Genomic DNA, 23,533 nt, shown 5'->3' with positions numbered 1-23,533 from the left:
TTTATTGCACGCTTGCTTGAGCGGGTTTCACTTCGATATATGCAGTGTCGCGCAATTCACGCAGCCAGTCGGCGTAGGCCTGTTCCGCCTTGCGCTGACCGATTGCCTGACGCGCCAGATCCATCTGCTGCGAAACCGAGCCTTCCGCTTCGCGGCGGGCCAGCACCTGGATCAGGTGGTAGCCGTATTCGCTGCGCACCGGGTCGCTGATCTGACCGTCCTGCAGGCTGTTCATCGCGCGCTCGAATTCCGGCACCGTCTCGCCCGGGCTGATCCAGCCCAGTTCGCCGCCTTGCGACGACGAACCGTCTTGCGAGTAGGTGTGAGCGAACTTCGCGAAGTCGCCGCCCGCGGCGATCTGGTTCTTGATTTCGAGCAGCTTCTGACGCGCTTGCGGCTCGGACATGCCGTCACCGACGCGCAGCAGAATGTGGCGCACGTGTGTCTGCACGAGCTTCGGCGCATCGGCCGAGCTCGCACCCTGGCCTGCGCGGCGATCGACGAGACGCACGATTTCGAAGCCGTCGTTCGTGCGGATCAGATCCGGGTTGACCTGACCGGGGCGCAATGCCGCAGCGGCCTTGACGAATTCAGGCGGCAGCCTGGACGGCGTCACGAAACCCATATCGCCGCCTTTCGAGGCGTCCGGCGCTTGCGAATTCGACTTCGCGAGCTTTTCGAAGTTGGCGCCGCCCCTGGCTTCCGTCAGCAGCGCCTGGGCCTTTTGCTGGGCCGCTTCGATGTCGGTTTCCGGCACGTTCAGCGGCACCTTCAGGAAAATGTGCTGGAAATGCAGATCGCTCGTCAGACCGGCGTTCGGGCCGCGCTGACTGGCGATATAGTTCACGACTTCCGCGTCCGACACCGTGACCTTGCTGTCCACTTCCTTCTCGCGCAAGCGCGAGAGCGTGAGTTCGGTCCGCGCGTCGCTCGTGAACGTGCTCCAGGGCACGCCTTGCGCCTCGATGCGCGAGCGGTACATGTCGAGCGTCATGTTGTTCGCCTGCGCGAGCCGTTCGAGCGTTTTTTGCACGGCGGCGTCGTCGATATTGATGCCGTCTTCTTTGGCCTTCTGCAGCTGGATGCGCTCCAGCACCATCTGGTTCAGCACCTGCTGGCGCAGCTGATCGGCCGGCGGCACCGGCGCGTTCTGCTGGTTCAGCCGGCGGGTAATCAGGCCCATGCGCTCGTCGAGCTCGCGCCGCGTGATGACGCCGTTGTTGACCACCGCGGCGATGGTGTCGACCGTCTGGCCGCTATTGCCGCGCAGCGCCTGCGCCTGAACCGGCGCGACCGACAGGAGAGACGCCGCGGCGGCGAGACCGGCCGCAAGCGTTGCCAAGCGAAGCTTTTTCATGATTGCCACAGATACTCCAATGATGTCGGGCGCGCCTAGCCCGTCTTTTCGCATTCTATAAATGATCGGGCGAGCATCATTCGTAATTGGTGAAACGCGCTTCCGGCGGCGGTGGCGGCGGCAACGGCGTGTAGCCGGCCACGCTGGAGCGGAACGCGGAAATCAGCCCGTTGTCGACGCTCGACAAGCCCTTGAACGTCAACTGCGCGAGAAACCGCGTGCCCGCCTGATGCTGCCCCGAGGTATTCAGACCGTTCGCATAGCGCTGGATCCCGGCGCCGAGCGTCCAGCAGTCGGCGTCGTATTGCAGGCCGACCAGACCGTCGACGATCCGGTGCCCGCCCAGGTCGTAATTGAAACGGCCCACCCCGAACACCCGATGTGACAACGGCCATTGCCCCGAGACCAGCACCTGATTGATCGGCTGATTGTCCAGCGTGGTGTTCGCGCGGGTGTAGCGGTACCCGACATTGACCACCCGGCCGGTGCCCGGACTGAACCCGAAACCGACGCTCGTCTTTACCAACTGGTTGTTGTCGGCATTATATTGGAACGCCGTTTCCGAAGCGAAACCGGCCCCGAGCTTGAGCGACGCACCCGCGATCAGGTCCGAATGGGTAGCTTGCGTGCTGGTCTGGGTAGGCAGCAGCGTGACGCGCTGATCCTGGAAATAGTACTGCTGTGCGAGCACGAAGCGCGCGCGTTCGTCGCCGGTAGCCGGATTGATGAAGCGCGTGGTGATGGCCGCGGTCAGGCGGTTCGCGTCGGCGATACGGTCGTTGCCGACGAAGGTGTTCGGCGTGAAGATTTCCGCCAGGCCGAAGTCGGAGTCGGCGGTGTCGAACAGCGGCGCGGACTGCTGGTTCCGGAACGGCGTGTACACGTAGTAAAGCCGCGGCTCCAGCGTCTGAATGTAATCCTGACCGAAGATCCGCACCGAACGGTCGAAGATCAGCCCGGTGTCGAAGCTGAGCGTCGGGATCGATTCGGTGAAGTTCTTCGGCGAGGTGCTAGTGCCGGTGTTGTTCAGGCTATACGACGCAAAGTGCCACTGCACCTTCGGCGTGATGAAGTAACCCGGCCCGACCACCGAATACGAGAGGTACGGGTTGAACATCACGCGTTGACCTTCGGTCGCGTCAGCGGTCGTGATGCGGAAATTCGTGTAGTCGGCTTCCGTGCCGAAATCGAAGCCGCCGACGTTGTACTTCGTGTACTTCACGTTCAACTGCGGCTCACGGCCGTACGGCGCCACTGAAGGCGTCAGCGTCTGCCAGTGCTGTTCGCGGGCGAGCACCGACCACGGGCCGTTGTTGTAGGTCAACCCGGCTTCCTGTTGGTACAGGAGCTGGGTGCCGTTCATGAACTGACTGACCGACGACGACAGGTCTTCCGGATACGTGTTGTCCGAAACCTTGTTGTAGTAGATATAGCCGCCGAACCCGTTACCGAAGTTCTGGTTGTGCTGGATATATAGCGCGTAGCGGTTGGTCTTCGTCAGGCGATCGTTCGGCAGGAACTCGCCGGTGATCGAGCCGGAATAGGTCGGCGACAGATAGCGGAAGGACGACTGCAACTGCACGCCGCGCTTCGAGATCAGACGCGGCGTGACCGTCAGATCGCGATTCGGCGCGATGTTGAAGTAATACGGCACCGACAGTTCGAAGCCGTTGCCCGAACTGAGCGAGAACGTCGGCGGCAGCAGGCCGCTGCGGCGCTCGCCCGACAGCGGGAACGACAGCCATGGCGAAGCGAACACCGGCACGCCCTGAAAGAACAGCACGCCGTTGTGCGCGATGCCTTCGTCCGCACCGGTGTCGAAGTCGAACTCGCTGCCTTTGATGTACCACGCCGGATCGTCCACGCACGCACAGGCCGTGTAGGTGCCGTGCGTGAACACCGAGCGCTCGTTGTCGAGCAGATCGACGCGCTCCGCGCTGCCCGAACCGCCCGTCAGGTTGAAGCGATACTTCGGCGCGGTCATGAAGCCTTCGCTCGAATCCACGCGCAGATGCGCTTCGGGGCCGACGAACGTATTGCCGTTGTTGATCACGTGGACCTGGCCGTAGGCGTCGGCCATGTCCGTGTCCTGATCGTAATGCAGCGCGTCGGCCTTGATCACGACCGTATTGCGGCGCACCTCGGCCGAGCCCTTGGCGGCCATGTCCTGATCGGTGGTGCCGCTGGTGGAGTCGCCGAGCACGAAGGCGGCCGGCTTCTGGCCAGGCTGCAACGGATGCTCTTCGAGCTGCGGGGCGAGTTGCATGCCCCAGGGGGCGTCAATAGGCTGCGGCTGCGCGGCTTCCCCCGTCAACTGGGCGTGCGCAAGCGCGGGCATCAGGCCCGGAACGGCGATCAACGCCGCGACGAGCCGCCTTTTGCGCGGCACGCCGGCACAAGAGGGAGTCGTTTGGGAAAGCTGTCTAGGCGGCATGTATCGTTTGGCGAATCGGCCCGTCCGTCAGCTTCTGCAGTCACGATCCACCGCCTGCACACCTCGACCGTGACAGTCGGCTGCACATCAATATTGACAATCTCTCGAACGATGAGGCAGGCGGTAAAGCGGAATACGCAAAAGCTGGCGTGAGCCGCGTCAAAAAAGTCGTGGGGTATTATATGGCAAGACGTTGCCCCTCTGAATTTGCCGCCGGTTTTCATGACGCTGCCCCCCTCCCAAGACACAACCGATACCCGCCTCGACCTGCTCACCGCCTGGCTGAACGGCCACGCAGCGCGCTATGCGCTCGAGCTCGCCACACTCGCACCGGCCTCCTCCGACGCCAGTTTTCGCCGCTATTTCCGCCTTGCCGGTAAGGCGGCGGAAGGCGAAAGCATCGGCACGGTAATCGCCGTCGATGCTCCGCCGCCCGAAAAGTGCCGCGAATTTGTGCAGATCGCGCAGTTGCTCGAAGCGGCCGGCGTGCATGTGCCGCGCGTGCTGGAGGTCGACTTCGACGCGGGATTCATGCTCGTCACCGATCTGGGCACCGCGTCGTACCTCGGCGCGCTGCAAGGCGCCCAGAACGACGCCGACCCGCGCCGCGCCCGCACGCTGATGCGCGACGCGCTCGACGCGTTGATCCGCTGGCAGCTCACCTCGCGCGAGAACGTGCTGCCGCCGTTCGATGAAGCCTTCCTGCGCCGGGAGATGGAACTGATGCCGGAGTGGTTCATCGGCCGGCATCTGGGGCGCGAGGTCGACGAAAAGACCCGCGGGGTGCTCGAGCGCACCTTCGCGCTGCTGATCGCGAGCGCCCGGGCGCAGCCGCAAGTGTTCATGCTGCGCGATTTCATGCCGCGCAATCTGATGACCGCTGCGGCGCCCAACCCCGCCAACCCCGGTGTGCTCGACTTCCAGGACGCGGTGTACGGCCCGATCACCTACGACGTCGCGTCGCTGCTGCGCGATGCGTTCCTCAGCTGGGACGAAGAGTTCGAACTGGATTGCTTCGTGTACTACTGGGAGCGCGCGAAACAAGCCGGCCTGCCGGTCGACCCGGATTTCGGCGAGTTCTACCGCCAGCTCGAATGGATGGGTCTGCAACGGCACATCAAGGTGCTGGGCCTGTTCTGCCGGATCAACTACCGCGACAGCAAACCGCATTACATGAAGGATCTGCCGCGTTTCATCGGCTATGCACGCAAGGTCGCCGAACGCTACGCGCCGCTGCGCCCCTTCGCGAAGCTGCTCGACGATCTCGAAGGCCGCGCGAATGAAGTCGGCTACACGTTCTGACCGATGACGATGTCTCTGAAGAAAGCGATGATTTTCGCCGCGGGCCGCGGCGAACGCATGCGTCCGTTGACCGACACGTGCCCGAAGCCCTTGCTCGAAGCGGGCGGCAAGCCGCTGATCGTCTGGCAGATCGAACGGCTCGCGCGCGCCGGCTTTCAGACCATCGTGATCAACCATGCGTGGCTCGGCGAGCAGATCGAAGGCTCGCTCGGCGACGGTTCGCGCTGGGGCGTGCAACTGCGCTACTCGGCCGAGCACGAAGCGTTGGAAACCGCCGGCGGCATCGTGCAGGCGCTGCCGCTGCTGGAAGACAGCGGCCATAGCGAAGTGTTCGTCGCGGTCAGCGGCGACGTGTATGCGGATTTCGATTACGCGACGCTGAATGCGCGCGCCGACACGCTTTCGAAGTTGCCCGAACCGGGCATGCATCTGATCATGGTGCCGAACCCGGCGTTTCATCCGAACGGCGATTTTGGTTTGATCGACGGCGTGTTGTCGCTCGACGCGCAAGCGCGCTTCACGTTCGGCAATATCGGCCTGTATGACACGCGCATGTTTCGCGATCTGCCGCGCGGCACGCGGCGCGCGCTCACGCCGTACTACCGGGACACGATTGCGCGCGGCCTTGCGAGCGGCGAGTTATACGAAGGCTTGTGGGAGAACGTCGGCACACCGGCGCAGCTGCAAGACCTGGATCGACACCTGAGCGCGCGCTAAGCAAGCGCGGCATATCCCGCCGCGTCTTGCTCACCGCCCGCCGGCTCCACCCTCTCCCGCGCCTACCGTTTCCACCGCCTCGGGCGCCTCTGCCGCGCGTTGCTGCTGCAACGCCCACATCTGCGCGAACAGCCCGTTCGCCGCCAGCAGTTCGGCGTGCGTACCGCGCTCGACGATGCGCCCTTTGTCCATCACGACGATCTGCTGGGCGTGCACCACGGTCGAGAGCCGGTGCGCGATGATCAGCGTCGTGCGCTCGCGTGCGATCTGATCGAGTTCGTGCTGGATCGCGCGCTCCGAACGCGAATCGAGCGCGGAGGTCGCTTCGTCGAACAGCAGGATCGGCGGATTCTTCAGGATGGTCCGCGCAATGGCGACGCGTTGCTTCTCACCGCCGGACAGTTTCAACCCACGTTCGCCGACGGGCGTGTCATAGCCCTTCGGCAAACCTTCGATGAACTCATGAATATGCGCCGCGCGCGCCGCCGCGATCACTTCTTCTCGCGTGGCGGTCGCCCGGCCATAAGCAATGTTGTAGTAGATCGAATCGTTGAACAGCACCGTGTCCTGCGGCACGATGCCGATCGACGCGCGCAGCGAATCTTGCGTCACATCGCGAATATCCTGGCCGTCGATAACGATCGCGCCGCCTCTCGCACGGTCCAGATCGTAGAAACGGAACATCAGCCGCGCAAGCGTCGATTTGCCCGAGCCGCTATGGCCGACCACCGCCGTCGTGGTGCCAGCCGGAATCGTGAAACTCACATCGTGCAGAATCTGCCGCGTTGGTTCGTACGCGAAGTTCACCTGTTCGAACCGCACCTGCGCGCCGCTCACCCGCAACGCGGGCGCATCCGGCACGTCCGGCACTTCCTGCGAGGCGCCGAGCAGCGTGAACATGCGGTCCATGTCGGTGAGACTCTGCTTCAACTCCCGATACACGACGCCGAGAAAATTCAGCGGAATATAGAGCTGCAACATGAAGGTGTTGATCAGCACCAGATCGCCGAGCGTGAGGCGCCCGGCCATCACGCCTTGCGTCACGCGCCACAGAATGAACACGAGCCCCGTGCCGATGATCGTCTGCTGTCCAAAGTTCAGCGCCGACAGCGAGTTTTGCGACTTGATCGCAGCCGCCCGGTAGCGCTTCAGGTTCTCGTCGTAGCGCTGCGCTTCCCACTCTTCGTTGCCGAAATATTTGACGGTCTCGTAGTTGAGCAGCGAATCGATCGCACGCGAATTCGCCTTTGAATCGAGATCGTTCATCGTGCGGCGAAAATGCGTACGCCATTCGGTCACCTTCACGGTAAACGTGATGTATGCGGCGAGCGCGATGAACGTGACGATCGCGTAATACGCCTCGTATTTGACGACGAAAAACCCGAGCACGAGACCGACTTCGACGAGCGTCGGCAGAATGCTGTACAGCGAATACGAAATGAGCTGCGTGATGCCGCGTGTGCCGCGTTCGATATCGCGCGACATGCCGCCCGTCTGCCGCTCGAGATGAAACCGCAACGACAGCGCATGCAAATGGCGGAACACTTTCAACGCGAGTTGCCGCACCGCGCTCTCGGTCACCTTCGAAAACAGGATCTCGCGCAACTCGGTGAAAAGCGACGTGGACAGCCGCACCACCGCATACGCGACCACCAGCAAGCCGACGCCGCCCAGCAACACGATGCCCGGCGAATCCTGCGCGCGGCCGAGCGCGGTCAGATGCTGCACCGACGCGAGGCTGTCGACGATCCGCTTCATCACGATCGGCACGCCGAGGTTCGCGATCTTCGCGCCGATCAGGCAGCTCAGCGCGAAGACGACGCGCCATTTGTAGGTGGCGAGGTAGGGCAGCAGCGACAGGATCGTCTGCCAGTCGTTGCGCGGCTGGGTCGAGATCGGCGATGGTTCGGAGGAGGGCGTGCGGCGCATGGGATCGGCTGGGGAGAGTGTGGAAGCGACGGAGTTCGCAGCGGCGCGCCGACCGGCAGTTGGCAAACTGCTTTTTGTCGCGCGATCCGGCTGGGCGCTTTCCCGTACAATTCCTGATCTTTCTATTGTCGCAGAAGCCGGCTGGCGCCGCTTTTCATGGGCTGTCCGGCCGTCGGCTACGTGCCGGCAGTGCGGCTGTCTCGTGCCGTTGTCGTGAGATTCCCCGCCTGCCGGTCGAGCCGACCGAGCCAATACGTTTCTCAAGGGTGCCCCGATGACCGAACTCCTTCAACTCCCGCAAAAGCCTTGTGCGCTGCGCGTCGTGCCGCAGCCGTCGGACGCGAACGTCCACGGCGACGTGTTCGGCGGCTGGATCATGGCGCAAGTGGATATCGCCGGCTCGATTCCGGCGAGCCGCCGCGCCAACGGGCGGGTGGCGACCATCGCGGTCAATTCGTTCGTCTTCAAGCAGCCGGTGTTCGTCGGCGATCTGCTGAGCTTTTACGCGGATATCGTGAAGACCGGCAATACCTCGGTGACGGTGTCGGTCGAGGTGTACGCGCAGCGCATGAGCCTGACCGAAGACCTCGTGAAGGTGACAGAGGCGACCTTGACCTACGTCGCGACCGACAGCGACCGGCGCCCGCGGGCATTGCCGGTGCTGGATTGAACGACGCCCAGGCTCAACCGCCGCCGCGCGGATATTCGAGCGGAGGGCGGCGAATGGCGGGATCGATTTCATGTAAGAAATTCTGACGGAAATCGTCGATTAATATCGCTTTTTTACTATCGCGAGATGTTTAATCTATCGGTTGGGCGCAACTGGGGACGCCCAGCCGGCAAATAGCCCCGTGCCGGCGGAGTTGGGCGCGCCATGATAGATCTTCTAACGGAAAAGCGATGAAACTGATCGGAATGCTCGACTCGCCCTATGTGCGCCGGGTCGCCATCTGCCTCAAATTGCTGAAACTCGACTTCGAGCACCAGTCGATATCCGTATTCAGCACCTACGACGAGTTCAAGAAAATCAACCCGGTCGTCAAGGCGCCCACGCTGGTGCTCGACGACGGCCAACGCGTGATGGACTCGACGGCGATCCCAGTACGTCGCCACGCTCGCCGGCGCGGACCAGCGGATCTTCCCGTCGCAGCCGGCGCACTGGAAGCGCGCAGCGCGCCTGACGGGGCTGGCTCTGGCCGCTTGCGAGAAGTCGGTGCAGATCGTCTACGAACGCAATCTGCGTCCGGCCGAGAAGCAGCATGAGCCGTGGGTCGATCGAGTGAGCGAGCAGTTGCTCGCCGCCTATCGCGAACTGGAGGAAGAGCTGGCAGCAGCGCCGCTGCCGGTCGAGGCGGACCACTTCGGCGCGGCGGACGTCACCGTGGCGGTCGCGTGGAACTTCACGCAGATGTTCCTGCCGGAGATCGTCGTGAAGGCCGCGTATCCCCGCCTGCAGGCTTTTTCCGCGTCAGCCGAACAGTTGCCGGTTTTCGTGGATACGCCGGCGGTTTGAGCGTGCTGGCGGATCTCGAACCGGAGCGCTGCGACAGCCCTCGCTAGCGCTCAAACCGCGGCCAGTTCCCGCGCCACTCCGCCCTGGAACAACTCGGAGATCGCCTCCGTCGACAACGGTTTGGCGAAGTAGAAGCCTTGCATCTCGTCGCACGCGCGCTCTTTCAGGAAATCGAGTTGCGCGGAGGTCTCCACGCCTTCCGCGATCACCTGCAACTTCAGCGAATGCGCGAGCGCGATGATCGCCGAAGTGATCGTTTCGTCGTCGCCGCACACGCCGATGTCCGACACGAACGAGCGGTCGATCTTCAGGCGGTCCACCGGGAAGCGTTTCAGATAGCTGAGGCTCGAATAGCCGGTGCCGAAGTCGTCGATGGCGAGACCGATGCCCAGCGCGTGCAGTTCGTTGAGCATCGACACCGCTTCTTCGGCGTTGCGCATGATCGTGCTTTCGGTGAGTTCGAGCTCGAGGTATTGTGGCGCGAGGCCGGTTTCCGCCAACACCTGCATCACCAGCTTGGCGATATCGCGCTGCTGGAACACGCGCGCCGACAGATTCACCGACACCCGCGCCGGCGGCAAGCCCGCATCCTGCCAGGCCTTGTTCTGCCGGCACGCTTCGCGCAACACCCACTCGGACAGCGGCCCGATCAAGCCGCTTTCTTCCGCGACCGGAATGAACGACGACGGCGGGATCAAGCCGACTTCCGGATCGCGCCAGCGCACCAGCGCCTCGGTGCCGACAATCTGCCCGCTCCCGATATCCACCTGCGGCTGGTAATGCAGCAGAAATTCGTTGTCGCGCAATGCTCGGCGCAAACGCCGTTCGAGGTTCAGGCGCGCGCCCGCGCTCGCGTTCATCTCCGGCTGATAAAACTGGAATGTGTTGCGGCCCATGTCCTTCGCGCGATACATCGCGAGGTCGGCCTTTTTCATCAGCGTCTCCGCGTCGTCGCCGTCCTGCGGGAACAGGCTCGCGCCCATGCTGCAGCCGACATACAACTCCGTGCCGTCGAGCCACACCGGCTCGGAAATGGAGGCGCGCACGCGCTCCATCCACGCGATCAGCGATTGTTCGTCGACGGTGTCGGTGATCACGATCACGAACTCGTCGCCGCCATGACGGGCCACGGTATCGCTCGTGCGCGTACAGCGGGCGAGCCGCTCGGCGACCACGCGCAGCAGGCGGTCGCCGACACTATGGCCGAGACTGTCGTTCACGTTCTTGAAACCGTCGAGATCGATGAACACCACCGCGACGCCCTTGTGATGCCGCTGCGCGACGATCAGCGCATGCTCCAGGCGGTCGCGCAGCAGGTTGCGATTGGGTAGCCGCGTCAGGCTGTCGTAGTTGGCCTGGTATTCGAGCTGCTCCTGATAGCGCATCAGGTCGGTCACATCGTTGATCACGCCGATGTGATGCGTGATGACGCCCTCCGCATTCGGCACCGGCGCGATGAAAAGCTGATTCCAGAACAGCGCACCGTCCTTGCGATAGTTGCGCACCACGGCGCTGACTTCGCGGTTCGCAGCCAGCGCCTGACGAATCGCGGCGACGCCTTCCTGATCGCGGTCGTCGCGTTGCAGCACGCGGCAATCGTGGCCGATCATTTCGGCGGGATCGTAGCCGGTAATGCGCTTGAACGCGGGGTTCACGTATTCGATCAGATTGCCCGCCGGCGACGGCGCGGTGATCAGAATCGCGTTGACGCTCGCATCGAGTGCGCGGCTTTGCAAACGCAAGGCCAGATCGGCGCGCTTGCGCTCGGTGATGTCCGTATAGGAGCCGAGCACGCCGATGATGTGGCCGTCGCCGTCGGTGAACGGCAGCTTGCTCGTGACCGTCGTACGATGCACGCCGCCGATCACCACGTCGACTTCGAAGTTCATCTTCGGCACACCGGTGCCCAGCGCCTCTTCGTCGTGCCCGCGCAGCTGGTCGGCGAACGCCCGCCACGGCATATCGGCGTCGCTCTTGCCCACCACCTGCTCGGGATAGACGAGCCCCGCATCGCGCGCGAACGCCATGTTGCAGCCGAGGTAACGCGATTCCGCGTCCTTCCAGAAAATGCGCTGCGGAATGTTGTCGATTACCGTCTCGAGCATCTGGTTCGAGCGCCGCGCTTCGGCTTCGGCGTTGATCTGCTCGGTGACGTCGTCAGCCAGCACGAAAAAGGCGGCACGGCCGAGGAAGTTCATCGCGTGATACGAAATGTCGGCGCTGATGGTCGAGCCGTCCTTGCGCCGGTGATGCCAGATGCCCGCCATCGTGCGGCGGTGCGGCACCACGTCGCTGCGCTGCAAATGCGATTCGAGACGCGAAATTTCGCCAGCCGGGCGGATCGCACGGATCGTCATGCCGAGAAATTCGCTCTCGGTGTAGCCGTATTGCTGAACGGCGGCCGCGTTGACGGCCAGAAAGCGCAGCGTCTCGCGATCGAAGATGTACATCGGCACCGGATGATCGTCGAACAGGCCGCGAAAGCGCTCGTCGTTGCGGCCGAGCGCGCGGACCGCGCGCAATTTCTCGCGCGCGCTGCTTTCGCGTACGCCGAACGTATAGATCAGCAGCGCGCTGCCGGCCAGCATCGTCAGGATCAGCAGTACGATCGCGTGCTGGGTTTCGCGCGTGGAGGCCGCGAGCGACGCCTGCAGCGCATGATTCTCCTGCGCCCGCAGCGCCGCCAGCCCGGCTTCGACGCGGTCCTGCGCCATACCAAGACGCGTGTAGTGCGAGGCTACCCAGGTGCGCGACTCTGTCGGTGCGGCGTTCGCGCTGCGCGACAGCGCGGCGTCGATATCGCGTTGCAGCGCTTGGCTATCCGCGCTCAGTTTGTCCAGCGTATCGAGCATGACCGGCTCGCCGGCGAGTTCGCCGCGCAGCTCGTGCTCCAGACGGGCCAGCGAAGTCATCATGGCGGCGCCCTCGTTGGCAGGCGGCGCCTCGCCCGACACCTCGAAACGGCCCAGCGCGGCCAGCCCATGGTCGAGCGCCATATTGTAGGCGTCGAGGTTCTGACGCACGCCCGTCGAACGCAGCATGCGCACGTCGGCGTCGCGCTGATCGCAAATCTGCGTATAGGCGACGAACGCGTTCGCGCCGACCGCCGCGGCGACGACCGCCAGATTGATCAGCAGCCGCTTCGATAAAAAGAGAGTCATGGGTTCCGAACGTCGATCGTTCTGCGGGCGGGAGCGCGGGCTCGCTTCGATATGGGTCTTTTACGCGCCAACCCATGGATAACGGCAGGGTTCGGAACAGGTTGAGGGTGCCGGGCGAAAAAATTCGCTCGCGGTCCGGGCCGCCTGCGGATGCGAGATGCGCGGCGGCGGCCCGCTTCGAGGCTGAACGCGGCCGGCTCGGGGTTTCAGCGGCCAGGCCTCGCCGGCCGCGCCTACCGGGTTAGCCCTACCCGGCGAAACCTACCCGGCCAGACCGAATTCCCTCATCGCGGGAACAAAGTCGTGGTTGCCTTCCGGTTTGCGCGACAATTTGGCGAGCACATAGCGTTTGAACGGGTCGAGTTCGGCCCATTCGGCGGTGCCCGGCGTGGGCAGACTGGCGAGTCCCGCCTGGTGCACGACGCCCTCCGGTACGCTATCCGTGCGGCGCCAGGCAGGTGTTTCGTCGGGCGTGAACCACTCCGGTTCGATGTTCGCGTGGGTGCGCAGCATTTCGAACAGCGCGTGATCGAAATTCGGCTCGATTTCCGCGTCTTCTTCGACCGGGAAACGCGCCAGCAGCTTGCGGTCCTCGAGCGGCAGCAACTGCCACTGTGCAAGCGAAATACGCAGCCCGAAGCGGTCGAGATTGAAGCGCACCGACATCGGAATGAAGGTGAAATTCTCCGAAGACTCGACTTCGAAGTTGAACAGAATCGGTGCCTCGTTGAGTCCCATGACAGTATTCCTCTTTGGCGACGGGCAACGCGCAAACCCGCCTTGGGGTATTTTAGAACCTTATTCGCGTGACAGCGGCGGGGACTGGGGCCGCTTTTCGGCGCCGGGCTGGGCCTGAAGCCGCTTACGCGCAGCCTCACAAAGGGGTCAGGCATTGAACGAACTGGAAACGGCTGGACAGCCGGGCGCCATGGAGCGCCAGGTGCGCCGGCACCGCGGCACGGCGGTCGAAACCGTCACCGATCACGTCGGTCAGGAGTGGCCGGTCGCGCTCGTCTTCAACGGCATTTCGCATGCGGTGATGATGTGCACGCCGCGCGATCTGGAAGCGTTTGCGGTCGGTTTCGCGATTTCGGAAGGGATCGTGGAGCGCGGCAGCGACATCCAGGACATCGAGGTCGAACTGCATGACGACGGCGAATTGCCGCATGCCGAAGTGCAATTGCAAGTGGTCCAGCAGGCATTCGTCGCGCTGAAGGAAAAGCGCCGCGCGCTGGCGGGGCGCACCGGCTGCGGCGTATGCGGGATCGAAAGCATCGATCTGCTGGATCTGCAACCGGAACGCGTGCCGGACACCGGTTTTCTGCAACGGCTCGCGCCCGATGCGATCGCCCGGGCGGCGCGCGAGTTGCCCGACCACCAGGCGCTGACCCGTCTGACCGGCGGTTTGCATGCCGCCGCATGGTGCGATGCGGCAGGCGCAATCCGCTACGCGTTCGAAGATGTCGGCCGCCACAACGCGCTCGACAAACTGATCGGCCAACTGGTGCTCGATCGCGCGGATACCAAAGAGGGATTTGTGTTTCTGTCGAGCCGCGCCAGCTACGAGCTGGTGCGCAAGGCGGCGCGCGTCGACGTGCCGATGGTCGCCACGATTTCGGCGCCGTCTTCGCTGGCGATTGCGATTGCGCGCAAAGCGGGCGTGCGGCTCGTCAGCTTCTGCCGCGAAACCAGCTACGTCGACTACGACACGTTGCAGCCGACGCAGCCTTGAACGTCCGAGCGCCGGCGCTCAGTCGAACTGCCGGAAATCCGGCTTGCGCTTCTCGAAGAACGCCTTGAGCGCCTCGCGCGCTTCGGGCGCGAGCAGCATCTTGCCGAAGTGCACCGCCTCCTCGGTCATCTGCGTTTGCAGTTCCTGCTGGCTTGCGCGCTTCATCAGACTCTTGGTCACGCGCAGCGACGCGGCCGGCAGCGCCGCCAGCTTCGCCGCCTGTGCCGCCGCGAACGCGTCCACTTCCGCCGCGGGCAGCACGCGATTCACGAAGCCCATTCGGTGCGCCTCGCGCGCGTCGAACGCTTCGCCCAGCAGCAGCTTTTCGGCCGCTGCCTGATAACCGGCGACGCGCTGCAACAAGAGGCTCGACGCCGCCTCCGGACATAGCCCCAACTGCGCGAACGGCAGCGAGAAGCTCGCTGTCTCCGCCGCGTAGACCAGATCGCAATGCAGCAGCAGCGTCGTGCCGATGCCGACCGCCGGGCCCGCTACCGACGCCACCACCGGCTTTTCCGCCGAGCTGATCGCACGCAGGAACTGAAATACCGGTGAGTTTTCGCCGCCTGGCGGCTGCTTCATGAAATCTTCGAGATCGTTGCCGGCGCTGAAAATACCGACACTGCCACGAATCAGGATCGCCCGAACCGACGCGTCGCCGTGCGCCTCGACCAGCGCATCGGCCATCGTCTGATACATCGCGGCCGTGATCGCGTTCTTCTTGTCCGGCCGGTTGAAGGCAATCGTCAGCACGCCGTCCGCGCGCTCGACCTGAATATCCATTGTCATCTCCTCGTACTTCTGCTGAATGGAAAAACGGTTCGCAAGCCAGGCGGCCTGCGAACCGTTTCTGCGGTCCTCAGGGGATCAACGCCGGGATCAACACGGGGATAAACACGGGGATCGGGGCGAACACGATTACAGACGTTCGATGATGCCCGCCGCGCCCATGCCGGTGCCGACGCACATCGTCACCATGCCGTACTTGTAGTTACGGCGGCGCAGGCCGTGCACCACCGTCGATGCACGAATCGCGCCGGTCGCGCCCAGCGGGTGACCCAACGCGATCGCGCCGCCGAGCGGGTTGATCTTCGACGGATCCAGACCGAGGTCCTGGATCACCGCCAGCGACTGCGCGGCGAACGCTTCGTTCAGTTCGATCCAGTCGAGATCGTCCTGCTTGAGACCAGCAGCCTTCAGCGCGGCCGGAATCGCTTCCTTCGGACCGATGCCCATGATTTCCGGCGGCACGCCGCGCACGGCGAAGCTGACGAAACGCGCGAGCGGCGTCAGGTTGAATTCCTTCAGGATCTTTTCCGACACCACGATCAACGCGCCCGCGCCGTCCGAGGTTTGCGAACTGTTGCCCGCCGTCACCGAACCCCTGTTCGCGAACACCGTGCGCAGCTTCGCGAGGCCTTCCATCGACGTGTCCGCACGCGGACCTTCGTCGAGCGCGACTTCGCGGGTCTTCACCTTCACTTCGCCGGTGGCGAGATCGGGGAAGCGCTCGGCGATCGTGTACGCGGCGATTTCGCCGTTGAATTCGCCGGCTTGCTGCGCGGCGATCGCACGGCGATGCGATTCGACCGAGAACGCGTCTTGCGCTTCGCGGCTGATCTTCCAGCGCTCGGCGACCTTCTCGGCCGTCAGGCCCATGCCGTACGCGATGCCGAAGTCTTCACTGCGATCGAAGATGTGCGGCGACATCGACGGTTTGTTGCCCATCATCGGCACCATGCTCATCGATTCGCAGCCGCCGGCGATCATCGCGTCCGATTCGCCGACGCGAATGCGGTCAGCCGCCATTGCCAGCGCGGTCAGACCCGATGCGCAGAAGCGGTTCACCGTCACGCCGCCTACCGTGTTCGGCAGGCCGGCCAGCAGCGCGCCCATCCGCGCGACGTTCAGCCCTTGTTCGGCCTCAGGAATCGCGCAGCCGATGATCGCATCTTCGATCACCTTCGTGTCGAGGCCCGGCACCTGCGCCACGGCCGACCTGATCGCGTGGACCAGCAGTTCGTCCGGGCGCGTGTTCCTGAACATCCCGCGCGGCGCCTTGCCGATCGGCGTACGGCTCGCGGCGACGATGTATGCGTCTTGCAATTGCTTTGTCATTTAAAGCTCCTTTGTCGACCAGAGTTGGCGCTTTAGCGCCTACTCTGGTCCCATGCAATTCGATTGCGGTCGACCGGAGTTGGCGCTTTAGCGCCTACTCCGGTCCCATGCAATTCGATTGCGGTCGACCAGAGTTGGCGCTTTAGCGACTTACTCTGGTCCCATGCAATTCGATTGCGGTCCGCGCGTCACTTAGTTGCGTACCGGCTTGCCGGTTTGCAGCATGCCCATGATCCGTTCCTGCGTCTTTTGCGTGCCGAGCAGATCGACGAACGCACGACGCTCGAGTTGCAGCAGCCATTCTTCGTCGACGAGGCTGCCCGCTTCGACGTCGCCGCCGCACACCGCTTCCGCGATGCGGCTCGCGATCAGGAAATCGTGCTCGCTGATGAAACGGCCGTCGCGCATGTTGACAAGCGATGCCTTGATGGTCGCAATCGCCGAGCGGCCCGCGACCGGAACTTGCGTCACGCGCAGCGGCGGACGGTAGCCCGCAGCGGACAGCGCGCGCGCTTCCTTCTTCGCGACGTCGAGCAGTTCGAACACGTTGAAGACGATGGTGTCGGACGGCTTCAGATAGCCCATTGCGCGCGCGTCGAGCGCGGAGGCCGAGACCTTCGCCATCGCCGCATTTTCGAACGACTTCTGCACGAACTTCAGCAGGTCATTGGTTGCGCCGGCGGCGGTTGCCGCTTCCGCTGCGCGCAGTGCAGCTTCCTTCAAACCGCCGCCCGCGGGCACGAGACCAACGCCCACTTCGACCAGACCGATATAGCTTTCGATGTGCGCGACGCGCTTCGCGCTATGCAGCGCGAGTTCGCAGCCGCCGCCGAGCGCGATGCCCGACACGGCCGAGATGACCGGCACGCTCGCGTATTTCACGCGCAGCATGCCTTGCTGGAATTTCTTCACGAACGGCTCGATGCCCTTCGCGCCGCCCATCATGAAGGCGGGCATCGCCTCTTCGAGGTTCGCGCCGGCGGAGAACGGGCCGCCCGGCGTACCGAGTTTCAGCGACGTCGGCTGCCATACGACCAGACCCTTGTAGTCCTTTTCGGCGAGTTCGATGGCTTGCGTCAGGCCGTCGATCACCGACGGTCCGATCGTGTTCATCTTGCTCTTGAACGACACGATCAGCACATCGTTCTCGCCCGCGCGATCGTCGACCCACGCGCGGACTGCGTCGGTTTCGAACAGCGTCTTGCCGTAAGTCTTGGGGTCCGCCGCCGTTTCGCCGACCAGCGGTGCGCGGAACACCTGCTTGTCATACACGGAGAGAGAGGAGCGCGGCACGAAGGTCTTCGAAGCCGGCGACCACGACCCTTCGTTCGTATGCACGCCGCCCTTCTCTGCGACCGGGCCTTCCAGCACCCACGACGGCAGCGGCGTATTCGACAGCGCCTTGCCTGCCGCGATGTCTTCCTGCACCCACGCCGCGACCTGCTTCCAGCCGGCGGTCTGCCAGCCTTCGAACGGACCTTCGTTCCAGCCGAAGCCCCAGCGAATCGCCAGGTCCACATCACGCGCGTTGTCCGCAATCGACTCCAGATGCACGCCGATGTAGTGGAACACGTCGCGGAAGATCGACCACAGGAACTGCGCCTGAGGGTGTTCCGATTCGCGCAGCAGCTTCAGACGCTCTGCCGGCGGACGCTTCAGAATGCGCCCGACCAGTTCGTCCGCTTTCGCGCCGCCGTCGACGTACTCGCCCGTCTTCGGGTCGAGCACCTTGATCGCCTTGCCTTCCTTCCTGTAGAAGCCGCCGCCGGTCTTCTGACCGAGCGCGCCCTTCTTCACCAGTTCGGCCAGCACGGCCGGCGTTTCGTAGACCGGGAAGAACGGATCGTCCTTCAGGTTGTCCTGCATCGTCTTGATGACGTGCGCCATCGTGTCGAGACCGACCACGTCCGCGGTGCGGAAGGTTGCCGATTTCGCGCGGCCGAGGCGGCTGCCCGTCAGGTCGTCGACTTCGTCGAAACGCAGGCCGAACTTCGCGGCTTCGGTAATGACGGCGAGGATCGAGAAAATACCGACGCGGTTCGCGATGAAGTTCGGCGTGTCTTTTGCACGCACGACGCCCTTGCCGACCACGCTCGTCAGGAACGATTCGAGCTGATCGACGATTTCCGGACGCGTCGTGGCGGTCGGTATCAGTTCGACCAGGTGCATGTAGCGCGGCGGATTGAAGAAGTGCACGCCGCAGAAGCGCGCCTTCAGTTCATCCGCGAAACCTTGCGACAGTTCGGTGATCGACAGACCCGAGGTGTTGGTCGCGAAGATCGCGTTCGGCGCGATATGCGGCGACACTTTCTTGTACAGGTCGTGCTTCCAGTCCATCCGTTCGGCGATCGCTTCGATCACGAGGTCGCACTCGGCGAGCTTCTCGATGTCGTCGTCGTAATTCGCGGGCTGAATATATTGCGCGTCGTCCTTCACGCCGAACGGCGCCGGCGACAGCTTCTTCAGGTTTTCGATCGCCTTCAGCGCGATCGCGTTCTTCGGGCCTTCCCTGGCCGGCAGATCAAAAAGAAGCACGGGCACCTTGGCGTTGATCAGGTGCGCCGCGATCTGCGCGCCCATCACGCCGGCGCCGAGCACGGCTACCTTGCGAATGATCAGATTGCTCACGTCGTTCCTCCGGGGAGTTGTGCGGTGTCGCGAATGTGTCTCGTATGTTTCGCGATGTATGGCTTGGCGAAGCGCCACGCGTTTCTGGATCGCGTGGCGCTTGCCGTGATGTGGCTTAGAACAGCGCCTCGTCGACTTCCATCAGCGACCTGGAACCCGCGCGAGCCTGACGGATTGTCATCGCCGTTTCCGGCAGCAGCTTCGCGAAGTAGAAGCGCGCGGTGGCGAGCTTCGCCTTGTAGAACGCGTCGCCCGATGCTTCCTTGTCCAGCGCGATGCGAGCCATGCACGCCCAGAAGTACGAGAACACCAGGTGGCCGACTGTACGCAGATACGGCACGGCGGCGGCGCCGACTTCGTCCGGGTTCTGCATCGCCTTCATGCCGATTTCCATCGTCAGCTTCTGCACCTTTTCGCCGATGTCGGCGAGCGGGTTGATGAACTCCTGCATCTCCGGCTTCACGCCTTCGGTTTCGACGAACTCGGCGACCAGCTTGCCGAACTTCTTCATCTTCGCGCCCATGTCGCCGAGCACCTTGCGGCCCAGCAGGTCGAGCGACTGAACGGCGTTAGTGCCTTCGTAGATCATGTTGATGCGGGCGTCGCGCACGTATTGCTCCATGCCCCACTCGGTGATGAAGCCGTGGCCGCCGTAGATCTGCATCGCGTGATTGGTGCCTTCGAACGCGTTGTCCGACAGGAACGCCTTCAGGATCGGCGTGAGCAGCGCGACCAGATCCGCCGCTTCCTTGCGCACGGATTCGTCGCCGTGTGACAGTTCCTTGTCGATCTGCAGCGCGGACCAGTACGAGAACGCGCGTGCGCCTTCGGCATAGGCCTTCTGCGTGAGCAGCATACGGCGCACGTCCGGGTGCACGATGATCGGATCGGCGGCTTTTTCCGGCGCCTTCGGGCCGGTCAGCGAACGCATCTGCAGACGCTCTTTCGCGTACGTCAGCGAGTTCTGGTAGGCGACTTCGGTGAGGCCGAGGCTCTGCATGCCGACGCCCAGGCGCGCGGCGTTCATCATCACGAACATCGCGTTCAAGCCCTTGTTCGGCTCGCCCACCATCCAGCCCTTCGCGTTGTCGAGGTTGATCACGGCGGTCGCGTTGCCGTGAATGCCCATCTTGTGTTCGATGGAACCGCATTTCACGCCGTTGCGCTCGCCAGGCTCGCCTGCTTCGTTCGGGATGAACTTCGGCACGATGAAGAGCGAAATGCCCTTGGTGCCCTTCGGCGCATCCGGCAGACGCGCGAGCACCAGGTGAACGATGTTCTCCGCGAGATCGTGTTCGCCGCTGGAAATGAAAATCTTCGTGCCGCTAATCGCGTACGAACCGTCGCTGTTCGGTTCGGCCTTGGTGCGCAGAATGCCGAGGTCGGTGCCGCAATGCGGTTCGGTCAGACACATCGTGCCGGTCCAGACGCCTGCGACCAGCTTCGGCAGATAAAGCTGCTGCAGTTCCGGCGTGCCGTGCGCGTGCAGACATTCGTAGGCGCCGTGCGACAGGCCCGGATACATCGTCCACGCCTGATTCGCCGAGTTCAGCATTTCGTACAGCGCGTTGTTGACGAACGCGGGCAAGCCCTGGCCGCCGTATTCCGGATCGCAACCCAACGCGGGCCAGCCGGCCTCGACGTACTGTTGATAAGCTTCCTTGAAGCCCTTCGGCGTAGTCACGACGCCGTCGCCGACGTACGTGCAGCCTTCCTGATCACCGCTCTGATTCAGCGGGAACAGGACTTCGGAGCAGAACTTGCCGGCCTCTTCGAGCACCTGGTCGATCGTGTCGGCATCGAGATCCGCGTGCTTCGGCATCTGCTTGATTTCGGCTTCGACGTTAAGCAGCTCGTGCAACACGAATTGCATGTCGCGCAGCGGCGCGGCGTACTGTCCCATGACTCTCTCCAAAGTTTGACAAGAAGCCAGGCCGTTAGCTCAGTCCGCGGATCGGACCTTCAGCGCCGCTGAATCTGCGTTAGTTCGGCGGCCCTGCTAACGGCTTTCGCTCTGATACGAAACAATCAATTTTTCCAGCGCGGCCCACGTGAGACGCACTGCATCCGGCAAGTGCAGGAAGCGCGCGTCGTGATGCAGGCCGAGCGTGAAGCTGTACAGTTCGAACAGCATCAGCTGCGGATCGGTATCGGCACGCAGATGCCCTTCTTCCATCGCCTGCGAAATCGCGCGAGTGAGCGCCGCACGCCAGATCGTCACGCTCGACACCAGTTGCTCGCGCACCGGGTTGTCCGCGCGGTCGTCATACTCGACCGCGCCGCTGATGTAGATGCACCCAGTGGTGACTTCCTGAATGCGCTTCTCGATCCAGCGGGAGATCATTGCGCGCAGACGCGGCAAGCCGCGCGGTTCACGCAAACTCGGAAAAAACACCTCGTCTTCAAAACGACGGTGATATTCGCGCACCACTTCGACCTGCAAATCCTCGCGCGACCCGAAATGCGCAAACACACCGCTTTTGCTCATCTGCATGCGCTCGGCCAGCAGCCCAATCGTCAGACCTTCCAGTCCGTCTCGGCTTGCCAGATCGAGTGCTGCTTCGAGAATCGCGGCTCGCGTTTGTTCGCCTTTTCGCATAGCTTTTTTACCGTTCTAATGTGACCGAAAGAAAATCGAACGGCCGTACTATTATTGAGTGCGACCGTCCGCGAAACAAGGACTTTATTAGAAACCGGTTTCTAACCTGGTTTCAATTCTGCGGCATCCGTCAATCAGACGAAGGAGATTTTTTAGAGGCGTTTGCCTTCCCGTTTGCCTTCTCGTTTGTCTTCTTTCTATCCTTCGATTGACGCCGCGCCCTTGCACTTATGTGAGAGAAGAGAATGCGCTAGTCATAACCGCCCACCGTCAGCAGCTTCATCACGGCCCGGTAGGTCGTATACGCGAGCCAGTTCAGGAGCCGTTCTCCGGCCGGGCGGGTCTCATAGCGCGCCTCATCGATCCGGCGCGAGTCCTGGAACGCCACGAGGATCGCTTCGCGCAGCGCGCCGATCTGCAGGTCGTTCACCAGCACCACGTTGGCTTCGTTGTTGAGCACCAGACTGAGCGCGTCGAGGTTTGACGAGCCGACAGTGGCCCAATTCGAATCCACCACCGCGACCTTGCCGTGCAGCATGGTTTTCTCGTACTCAGCGATCTTCACGCCTGCTTTGAGCAGCGCACGATACAGGAACGGCACCGCGTAATCGAGCGCGGCAAACTCCTTGCGTCCGATGATCAGCTTCACATCGACGCCGCGCCGCGCCGCGAACACCAACGCGCGGCGCAGCTTGCGGCCCGGCATGAAGTAGGGATTGGCCAGCAGCACTTCGCTGCGCGCCTGGCCGATCGCAGTCAGGTAGGCTTTTTCGATGGCGCGCCGGTTGATCAGGTTGTCGCGCGCGACGAAGGCCACGCACGGCTGACCGCCCGCCCACAGCGCCTCGTTGCGGTTGCGGCGCCGCCGGCGCAGCGTGCCGAGCGACGCGTACGACTTCGGCCCGAGATCAGGCGCCATGGATTCCAGCGGCCGATGGCCAAGGCGAATCCGCCGCCATTGCAGCTCGAATGCCTGGCGGATATCGGCGACCACCGGCCCGTGCAACTCGACCGCGAAGTCCCAGCGCCGGTAAGGCAGCTTCTCACCGTTGTTCTCGTAATCGTCGACGATGTTGATGCCGCCGCAATACGCGAACTGATCGTCCACCACCGCCAGTTTGCGGTGCGTGCGCGAGAAGCCGAAGCGGCCGAACAGATGCGGGTTGTAGATGCGATGCTCGATGCCGGCCGCCGGCCATTCGTTGAACATCGGCAAGCGCTCGGTGCCGATGCCGTCGGTAATCACGCGCACCGTCACGCCACGCGCCGCAGCACGCAGCAACGCCGCGCTGACGGCGTGGCCGGCGCTGTCGTCGCAGAAGATATAGGTTTCGAGAAAGACGTCGGTCTGCGCCGCGTCGATACGCGCGGTCAGCGCGGCGAAGAACTCGTCGCCGGAACGCAGCAGCTTGACGTCGTTGCCGCTGGTGAAACGGTAGCGCTGCCAGTAGCGGCGGCCAAGCAAGGATTGCCGGAGTCGCGCGAAACGGCGCGCGCCGCCGACGCTCACCGGGCACGCTCCTTCAAGCGCCCATCGCGCTCTTTCGGGCGCTCGTTCAGCCTCTTCGGCAACTGCAGGATCGCATCGGCATTCGACGACGAAAAACAGCGCGACGCCGCCTCTTCATACGGCAGCCACAGGAACGCGATGTGCTCGCGCGGCGCGAGCGTCACCTCGAGCTGCTCGGGCACTTGCAGACTGAACCAATGCTCGGTGTTATGGATCACGCCCTCGGCATAGCGGTGGCGGAACTCGGGGTAGATCTCGTATTCGATCTGATATTGCCAATCGAAGAGCGCGCTATGCGGCACCCGCGCGCTGCCGAGCACGATGCCGGTTTCTTCGGCGACTTCGCGCGCGGCGGTTTCGGCGAGCGGCTCGTCGAGATGGTCTTTGGAACCCGTCACCGACTGCCAGAAGCCTTCGTGGTCGGCGCGCTCGATCAGCAGCACTTCGAGCGCGGGCGTATGGATGATGACGAGTACGGATTGCGGGATCTTCGGCGGTTTCGGCATGGCGTGAAAACTGGGCGCAACGCTTGT

At 63.4% G+C, this 23,533-nt stretch carries 16 protein-coding genes and 1 pseudogene; 5 read left to right on the top strand and 12 right to left on the bottom strand.

Annotation, left to right across the window (positions count from 1 at the left end; translation table 11 throughout):
• Nucleotide 1 precedes the first annotated feature (1 nt).
• Together AC07WT_RS02300 and AC07WT_RS02295 are read right to left on the bottom strand one after the other, a co-directional pair.
• A complete protein-coding gene (locus tag AC07WT_RS02300) occupies nucleotides 2-1,366 on the bottom strand; it encodes a peptidylprolyl isomerase (protein ID WP_494945899.1) in 1,365 nt (454 codons plus the stop codon).
• Nucleotides 1,367-1,433: 67 nt separating this feature from the next.
• A complete protein-coding gene (locus AC07WT_RS02295; protein ID WP_492595242.1) occupies nucleotides 1,434-3,791 on the bottom strand; it encodes an LPS assembly protein LptD in 2,358 nt (785 codons plus the stop codon).
• A gap of 222 nt (nucleotides 3,792-4,013) precedes the next feature.
• On the opposite strand from AC07WT_RS02295, the gene AC07WT_RS02290 reads away from it, so the two are divergent.
• Together AC07WT_RS02290 and murU are read left to right on the top strand one after the other, a co-directional pair.
• The gene (locus AC07WT_RS02290) at nucleotides 4,014-5,093 is read left to right on the top strand and encodes an aminoglycoside phosphotransferase family protein (protein ID WP_494945898.1); all 1,080 of its coding nucleotides are present in this window, start codon (nucleotides 4,014-4,016) and stop codon (nucleotides 5,091-5,093) included.
• A 3-nt stretch (nucleotides 5,094-5,096) separates the two neighbouring features.
• Nucleotides 5,097-5,810, top strand: coding sequence for an N-acetylmuramate alpha-1-phosphate uridylyltransferase MurU (gene murU / locus AC07WT_RS02285; protein WP_494945897.1), 714 nt, complete (start codon nucleotides 5,097-5,099; stop codon nucleotides 5,808-5,810).
• Nucleotides 5,811-5,840: 30 nt separating this feature from the next.
• Here the strand turns inward: murU and AC07WT_RS02280 are convergent, their stop codons facing one another.
• Entirely contained in the window at nucleotides 5,841-7,739 is a 1,899-nt protein-coding gene (locus AC07WT_RS02280; protein WP_494945896.1) for an ABCB family ABC transporter ATP-binding protein/permease, read from the bottom strand.
• A 274-nt stretch (nucleotides 7,740-8,013) separates the two neighbouring features.
• Here AC07WT_RS02280 and AC07WT_RS02275 point away from each other — a divergent pair, with 274 nt between their 5' ends.
• Together AC07WT_RS02275 and AC07WT_RS02270 are read left to right on the top strand one after the other, a co-directional pair.
• Complete coding sequence (locus tag AC07WT_RS02275) at nucleotides 8,014-8,409, top strand: acyl-CoA thioesterase (RefSeq protein WP_492595246.1); 396 nt, start codon at nucleotides 8,014-8,016, stop codon at nucleotides 8,407-8,409.
• A 230-nt stretch (nucleotides 8,410-8,639) separates the two neighbouring features.
• Nucleotides 8,640-9,252, top strand: a pseudogene (locus AC07WT_RS02270) (glutathione S-transferase).
• A gap of 50 nt (nucleotides 9,253-9,302) precedes the next feature.
• Here the strand turns inward: AC07WT_RS02270 and AC07WT_RS02265 are convergent.
• Complete coding sequence (locus tag AC07WT_RS02265) at nucleotides 9,303-12,413, bottom strand: sensor domain-containing protein (protein WP_494945895.1); 3,111 nt, start codon at nucleotides 12,411-12,413, stop codon at nucleotides 9,303-9,305.
• A 261-nt stretch (nucleotides 12,414-12,674) separates the two neighbouring features.
• Nucleotides 12,675-13,151, bottom strand: coding sequence for a nitrate reductase associated protein (locus AC07WT_RS02260; RefSeq protein ID WP_492595249.1), 477 nt, complete (start codon nucleotides 13,149-13,151; stop codon nucleotides 12,675-12,677).
• A 154-nt stretch (nucleotides 13,152-13,305) separates the two neighbouring features.
• Here AC07WT_RS02260 and fdhD point away from each other — a divergent pair, with 154 nt between their 5' ends.
• Complete coding sequence (fdhD, locus tag AC07WT_RS02255; RefSeq protein WP_494945894.1) at nucleotides 13,306-14,145, top strand: formate dehydrogenase accessory sulfurtransferase FdhD; 840 nt, start codon at nucleotides 13,306-13,308, stop codon at nucleotides 14,143-14,145.
• Between the two features lie 18 nt (nucleotides 14,146-14,163).
• On the opposite strand, the gene AC07WT_RS02250 is transcribed toward fdhD, so the two are convergent.
• From AC07WT_RS02250 to nudB, 7 genes are all read right to left on the bottom strand, one after another.
• Nucleotides 14,164-14,928 (bottom strand): enoyl-CoA hydratase, encoded by a 765-nt coding sequence (locus AC07WT_RS02250; RefSeq protein WP_494945893.1) that lies wholly within the window; start codon nucleotides 14,926-14,928, stop codon nucleotides 14,164-14,166.
• A gap of 135 nt (nucleotides 14,929-15,063) precedes the next feature.
• The gene (locus AC07WT_RS02245) at nucleotides 15,064-16,263 is read right to left on the bottom strand and encodes an acetyl-CoA C-acyltransferase (protein WP_494945892.1); all 1,200 of its coding nucleotides are present in this window, start codon (nucleotides 16,261-16,263) and stop codon (nucleotides 15,064-15,066) included.
• Between the two features lie 192 nt (nucleotides 16,264-16,455).
• Entirely contained in the window at nucleotides 16,456-18,891 is a 2,436-nt protein-coding gene (locus tag AC07WT_RS02240) for a 3-hydroxyacyl-CoA dehydrogenase/enoyl-CoA hydratase family protein (protein ID WP_494945891.1), read from the bottom strand.
• A gap of 115 nt (nucleotides 18,892-19,006) precedes the next feature.
• The gene (locus AC07WT_RS02235) at nucleotides 19,007-20,794 is read right to left on the bottom strand and encodes an acyl-CoA dehydrogenase C-terminal domain-containing protein (protein ID WP_494945890.1); all 1,788 of its coding nucleotides are present in this window, start codon (nucleotides 20,792-20,794) and stop codon (nucleotides 19,007-19,009) included.
• Nucleotides 20,795-20,890: 96 nt separating this feature from the next.
• A complete protein-coding gene (locus AC07WT_RS02230) occupies nucleotides 20,891-21,490 on the bottom strand; it encodes a TetR/AcrR family transcriptional regulator (RefSeq protein ID WP_091796739.1) in 600 nt (199 codons plus the stop codon).
• Between the two features lie 250 nt (nucleotides 21,491-21,740).
• Nucleotides 21,741-23,000 (bottom strand): cardiolipin synthase ClsB, encoded by a 1,260-nt coding sequence (clsB, locus tag AC07WT_RS02225; protein WP_494945889.1) that lies wholly within the window; start codon nucleotides 22,998-23,000, stop codon nucleotides 21,741-21,743.
• Nucleotides 22,997-23,506 carry a dihydroneopterin triphosphate diphosphatase gene (gene nudB, locus AC07WT_RS02220; RefSeq protein WP_492595269.1) on the bottom strand — a complete coding sequence of 170 codons (510 nt, stop codon included), beginning with the start codon at nucleotides 23,504-23,506 and terminating at the stop codon, nucleotides 22,997-22,999. Before nudB ends, clsB begins: the two co-directional genes overlap by 4 nt.
• Nucleotides 23,507-23,533 lie beyond the last annotated feature (27 nt).

Source organism: Paraburkholderia sp. GW821-FHT02A12 (assembly GCF_059422005.1).
The sequence above is the reverse complement of the archived record's forward strand: the minus strand, read 5'-3'. Positions and strand labels throughout refer to the sequence as shown.

Coding starts and splice junctions, on each gene's coding strand:
- murU (WP_494945897.1), top strand. CDS start 5,097: ATGACGATGTCTCTGAAGAAAGCGATGATTTTCGCCGCGGGCCGCGGC.
- AC07WT_RS02250 (WP_494945893.1), bottom strand. CDS start 14,928: ATGGATATTCAGGTCGAGCGCGCGGACGGCGTGCTGACGATTGCCTTC.
- AC07WT_RS02265 (WP_494945895.1), bottom strand. CDS start 12,413: ATGACTCTCTTTTTATCGAAGCGGCTGCTGATCAATCTGGCGGTCGTC.
- AC07WT_RS02295 (WP_492595242.1), bottom strand. CDS start 3,791: ATGCCGCCTAGACAGCTTTCCCAAACGACTCCCTCTTGTGCCGGCGTG.
- AC07WT_RS02235 (WP_494945890.1), bottom strand. CDS start 20,794: ATGGGACAGTACGCCGCGCCGCTGCGCGACATGCAATTCGTGTTGCAC.
- AC07WT_RS02290 (WP_494945898.1), top strand. CDS start 4,014: ATGACGCTGCCCCCCTCCCAAGACACAACCGATACCCGCCTCGACCTG.
- AC07WT_RS02230 (WP_091796739.1), bottom strand. CDS start 21,490: ATGCGAAAAGGCGAACAAACGCGAGCCGCGATTCTCGAAGCAGCACTC.
- AC07WT_RS02280 (WP_494945896.1), bottom strand. CDS start 7,739: ATGCGCCGCACGCCCTCCTCCGAACCATCGCCGATCTCGACCCAGCCG.
- AC07WT_RS02260 (WP_492595249.1), bottom strand. CDS start 13,151: ATGGGACTCAACGAGGCACCGATTCTGTTCAACTTCGAAGTCGAGTCT.
- AC07WT_RS02275 (WP_492595246.1), top strand. CDS start 8,014: ATGACCGAACTCCTTCAACTCCCGCAAAAGCCTTGTGCGCTGCGCGTC.
- nudB (WP_492595269.1), bottom strand. CDS start 23,506: ATGCCGAAACCGCCGAAGATCCCGCAATCCGTACTCGTCATCATCCAT.
- AC07WT_RS02245 (WP_494945892.1), bottom strand. CDS start 16,263: ATGACAAAGCAATTGCAAGACGCATACATCGTCGCCGCGAGCCGTACG.